This window comes from Spiroplasma sp. hy2, assembly GCF_044714365.1.
GTDB lineage: Bacteria > Bacillota_I > Bacilli_A > Mycoplasmatales > Mycoplasmataceae > Spiroplasma > Spiroplasma phoeniceum.
In genome coordinates, this window is sequence record NZ_RXFZ02000068.1 from 1 (window position 1) to 5,198 (window position 5,198).

The following is a 5,198-nucleotide window of genomic DNA, read 5'->3' on the forward strand; positions in this document are numbered from 1 at the left end:
TTTWATTAATTATTTACCTCCATATATTAAAAATATACCTAATTTTAGGTATATTTTATAAATATCAAGAGTTTTCGACAAAATTAAAGAGAGTTTTCGACAAAATTAAAGAAATTTTTGTTATTATTATAGTAAATAAATAATGGAGTGATAAATATGGCAAATCGTGATATATCAAAAAAAAGAACATATGTAAATACTGACTTATGTATTTCTTGTGGTAGCTGTATTATGATTGATGAAACTGAAACATTTTTTATGGATGATGATGGTTTTGCAAATACCATTGATAATGATAAGGAGTTAGTGGAAGCACAAATGGTGTGTCCAACAGCAGCAATTTTTATTAAAACATTAGAAGAATTTAAAGAAAATCGGAAAAGTAGTCTTGATACTGATTAAAAAAATGTTTTATAATTTTTATAAAAAATTTTTTTAATAATTATTTTCTTGGCGAGTAAAATTAATTTTATTTTTTTTATTATAAGCGGTAAGTAAATCATCTTCAGTAAATTTTAACTGTTTAGCAATTATTAAATACTGATTTAAAACTTTAAAATAAACTTCTGATGTTTGATTTTTAATTAGTTCTGTTGCAACTGCAAAACAATCTAAATAAAGTTTTATCAAATTAATATTTTCCTGACAATATTCATTATGGTATTGATATGTTTTAAAGTCAACGGTTAAACTATTACCAATACTAATTAAAAAATGAATTCCATCAATATATTCTTCTAATAAGATATCTTTTGCTGAAGCCGGTTTGACACTTCAATATTTAAAATCACGTTGTTCATTAATAAATTCTGCTAACTCAACTAAAAAAGCCAAAATTCGTTTCTCAAATGTTTCATTATCATTTAAGTTAAATTTTGTTAAAATATGCTTATCTAATTTTTTTTGGTTTTCTAACAAATAATTAAAAGTATTGTTACTTAACATTTTTGCTAATCTCCTTTGCAGTTCTCATTTGTCCTAAAATTGCTTTTGCATTAGAAACTTTATCATATTTCTTTACAATTTGCCCTGTTAACGAAGCAATTATTCGTTCTGAAGCAAATGGGTCACGTGGGTCATAAATTCAAGCATTATTAAAAATTGTTTCTACATTTTCTGCACCCATTGTCCCAATAACAATAGCATGAAAGCGATTCCGACGCTGTTTTAATAAATTTATCTTTGTTATTAAATCAGGTGATAAATCAGAAGTTAAAAAATCACTAATTAATAACAAATCAGCATTAAAATATTCATTACTATCCATTACTGTTAAAGTATGTTCTAATGCTGGCTCAACATCTGTATCCCCAGCAAAACTTTTTGACAAAAATTCAATTAATTTTGGTAGTGAATCTTTTAAAGAAGATAAATTATAAACATCTAAACTTTTAGAAAAATTAATCATGTAGCAAGGGCGATGCTCTGCTAAAGCAATTTTTGCAATTGCTAAAGCAAGAGCTTTGTCAATTTGTTCGGGACTACCTCGCATTGAAGAAGAGGTATCAATTGATAAAATGATTGGCCCTTTTTCTTCAGGAACATATGTTTCAATTGTTCGTAATTTAATTTGTTCTTTGGGAACTTTATCTTGTGATAAAAATTCAAATGTTGTTAATTTGCCCTCAATATATTTTTTATAAAAAATATATTTTAAAACTGGATCTTTTAATAAAACTAATTCGGCGGGAAACATATGTTCTAAATCTTTAGATTCAGTTGCTCCAATAATTTCTTCTGGTGAAGAACCAATTGGTTTTCATTCATAATCCATTACAATTTCTTCTAAAATTCGTTGTTCAATTAAATTACTTTCACCTTGAAAACGCCCTAATAATGTTGCAATTTCCATAATTGCTGGATTAGTTTCCAAAAATTTTGCAAATTTATCAATGACTGACATATTAACACCTTTTTTTAATTCTACTGGATTTCATATTTTGCCAAAAAAGTTTCATACTGTTTTTAATAAACTATTAGCTTTATTATAAATTTCCACTTTATTATATAAATCTTGCATAAACTTTGTTCTTAATTCTTCAATTTTTGCAAAACGATAATCATTAATTCTTTTAATTAAAATAGATTCTCAAATTCCAATAAAATCACGAAATAACATATTTGGATTATTGTTTTGTTTTTTATTAAATTCATAACGATAATAATTTAGCCGATCATAAAATGGTGAATTAACTTTAAATAAAAAATCTTGTGTTGAAGCATAATTCTTTTTTAAACCATCATAACCATTAACTTTAATCCAATGAAATAAATAAATTTCTTTTTCGATATTTGAATCTAACTTAATTTTCATAATTTCATTTTCAATTTGATGATCATAAAAATTATTAACAGCTTGGTCAAACATTTCACTTAATCACCGATTCGTTGTTTTCATCAGAGCAAACCTTGGATTAACTAAATCCGTATTTTTTAATGCTGTTAACTTACTAGCTAGTTGAACTCCCGCTTTTTGCTCTAAATATGGATTCACATTAAATCCTCCCTTGTTTTACTCATTTAATTTTTTGTTAATTGTTCAAAATTACTATTATTTATTTTTTTGCTCTGAATTTGAAAATTGTTCTAATTCTAACCAATTTTCATTAAAATTTATTTTATTATCACTAAAGGCATTATTAACTGCCAACATAAAACGTTCTTTAAAAAAGAGGAAATTTAAAGATAATAATCGTTCTTTTTCATCCGGAAAAGCAGTTGTTAAACTATCAATTTCTCGTTCAACAGCTAAAATTCTTTTTTCAAGTTTTGAATTATTATCCACTTTTGAATTCTTAATTTCAATTTTAATTTCTTCATTTGTTTTAATAATTTTAAAAGTACTATCATTAACATAACTAATCTCTGTTTGCAAAACATCTGCCATATTATCTAAATCTTCACCATAATATAATTCAATTAATGTGGGTTGTGTCTTATTATGACGAGCATCAATAAAATCTTCAACACGAATAAAACAAATTGGATACTGTTGATTTTTTCAAAAAATTCGGTGAAATGTTCCTTGTAATTTTCTATCAAAAACATCCAAATATTCACTTTTGCGACTATTAACTTCTTGAATATCTTCATACTGAGCTGATAATTCTTCTAATTCTTTGCTTAAATGATTCTTTTTTTCACGAACATCATACGTTAAAGCATCTAAATAAAATTCATTAAAAATAGCATTATATGTTTCTTCTTGTTGTTCATCATCTCAAATACAATATGGAATGACTAACCAATCAGCTTTATCAACTGTATCACGACCATTATAAAATGCTGAAGCTTTCATTAAATGAGCAATCTTCTTTCAACGACGATCTGAAATATAATATTCACCTTCAGTCGCAATATACATTGCTTTTCGAAATCGAGAAATAAAATCAAAAGTTACTGGTGTTATTTTAATCTTATTAATTTCTTTTCGTCATGTATCATATTCTTCATGTGTAATTTGTAAAGCTTCATCAACTTTTACATCTAATTCAGTTACTCCAGCAATCATATCATTAAAGTTTTCTTCGTCTTTTAACCCTTGTGCAATATAACGAATAATAAAACGGTCATATAACGCTTCAAGACCTTGTCCTTCTGCTGGCAACTCATTTGACGCTGAAATTAATAATTTCATTGGCACTTTTATATCTACTCCAGCATTACGAAAAATCTTTTCATTAATAATTGTTAATAAAGTATTTTGAATTGATGGTCCCGCTTTTCAAATTTCATCTAAAAAAACAATTTCAGCCGTTGGTAAATATTTATCAATTAAGCGCTTATACACTCCTTTTTGTAAATCTTCAATTGAAATTGGTCCAAAAATTTCTTCTGGTGTTGAAAAACGATTCATTAAATATTCAAAAATAGTACCATTTTTAAAAGCATGCTTTAAACGACGTGAAACTAACGATTTAGCAATTCCGGGTTTTCCTAAAAGAAAAATTGATTCACCACTTAGCATCGCTAACATTGCTAAATTAAAAATTTCTTCTTTTTCATAAACATTTTGTTGTAATTGTTTGGTTAATTCTTCTAATCTTTCTGTAAGTGTCATCATTTTCTTTTTTCTCCTAAACTTCTAAATTAATTCTTCGTTTAACATCATCTGATTTAACAATTAAGAGGCATGCTCCAACAATTCAAATAGAAGTAATTGTTAGAACCAAAACAATAAAAACTAATAATCAAATATTAATTGGTTCAGTGGGATTTCCTTTAATACTTCCTAGAATCAATAAAATTGCACATAAAATTTCAACAAATAAAAAATATAAAATTGCTAACATAATATAAGCAATACCTCATCCATAAATAGCACCCGCAGTTCGGACCATTGTCATCGGAATAAAATATAATAAACTAAATAATAAACTAAGAAATAAAAACCCATAACTTAAAAGGTCTTTAACATAAATTTTAGCAAAAACTTTAATATTTGGATCAAGATAATTACTTAAAGCAACTAAAATTGCCTTTTGACCAATAAAATAAGCTAAAACAATTGCTACTAACTGTCCAAAAATAATAAAACTTCGCCCCACTCGTTCAAGTGGACTATCCCAAAACATTCGTCGTTGTGAAAAATCATTGTGCTGAGTTGGTGACAAATAACTAAAACGTTTCTGCTCCTGTTTAGATAATTCTTTAACTTCCTCCTCATATTTTCGGCGTTCTTCTTCAGTATCAAGCAACTCTAAATCTGGAAATTTACTTCCATATGTTGGCTTATTTTTAAACATTCTGTTCCCCCTTTAGTATTTAACCCTATTTTAATTTGTGTAAACATTTTAACATTTTCCCTAAATTTAGGCAATTAAATTATTTTTTTCCTATTTTTTAACAATCAAAATATTTGATATTGTTCCCTCAAAATATTTTGCTCCAAAACTTGTTACTTTAATATAATATCAATAATTACCTTCTTCTAAAAAGACATCATTAGCATCTAATTCACGATTATCTTCAGTCAAAATAACAACATTAAAATATTCACGGAAATTTACAATAGACTTCTTGCATAACCTATTAAAATAATTGTAAATATTTTTAAAAAGATACTAATAGCAAATTATAATTTTAATTAATTATAATAATTGCAAATTATAAATTGAAGCAATTAAATTAAATCTTAAACTAAATCGTTTTCTATGATTACGATATTTTTCTGTAATAATTTTAAATTTTTTAAKAAT

General features: G+C 25.8%; 6 protein-coding genes and 1 pseudogene. 1 reads left to right on the forward strand and 6 read right to left on the reverse strand.

The annotated features are described in order from the left end of the window. Window positions 1-156: 156 nt before the first annotated feature. Complete coding sequence (locus tag EHV01_RS03090; protein ID WP_348736413.1) at window positions 157-402, forward strand: ferredoxin; 246 nt, start codon at window positions 157-159, stop codon at window positions 400-402. Between the two features lie 33 nt (window positions 403-435). Here EHV01_RS03090 and EHV01_RS03095 read toward each other — a convergent pair whose 3' ends face one another. From EHV01_RS03095 to EHV01_RS03120, 6 genes and pseudogenes are all read right to left on the reverse strand, one after another. Further along, window positions 436-945, reverse strand: coding sequence for a dUTP diphosphatase (locus EHV01_RS03095; RefSeq protein ID WP_422066157.1), 510 nt, complete (start codon window positions 943-945; stop codon window positions 436-438). Further along, window positions 935-2,494, reverse strand: a complete 1,560-nt coding sequence (locus tag EHV01_RS03100; RefSeq protein WP_422066158.1) for a two-component regulator system yiem receptor component protein — start codon at window positions 2,492-2,494, stop codon at window positions 935-937. The genes EHV01_RS03095 and EHV01_RS03100 overlap by 11 nt, the downstream gene beginning before the upstream one ends. A gap of 57 nt (window positions 2,495-2,551) precedes the next feature. Continuing rightward, window positions 2,552-4,060 carry an AAA family ATPase gene (locus tag EHV01_RS03105; RefSeq protein ID WP_422066160.1) on the reverse strand — a complete coding sequence of 503 codons (1,509 nt, stop codon included), beginning with the start codon at window positions 4,058-4,060 and terminating at the stop codon, window positions 2,552-2,554. A gap of 16 nt (window positions 4,061-4,076) precedes the next feature. Next, window positions 4,077-4,745, reverse strand: a complete 669-nt coding sequence (locus EHV01_RS03110; RefSeq protein WP_422066159.1) for a hypothetical protein — start codon at window positions 4,743-4,745, stop codon at window positions 4,077-4,079. A 90-nt stretch (window positions 4,746-4,835) separates the two neighbouring features. Continuing rightward, complete coding sequence (locus EHV01_RS03115; RefSeq protein ID WP_241568653.1) at window positions 4,836-4,976, reverse strand: hypothetical protein; 141 nt, start codon at window positions 4,974-4,976, stop codon at window positions 4,836-4,838. Window positions 4,977-5,090: 114 nt separating this feature from the next. Then, window positions 5,091-5,198: pseudogene (locus tag EHV01_RS03120) on the reverse strand (IS5/IS1182 family transposase); the annotation flags it as partial.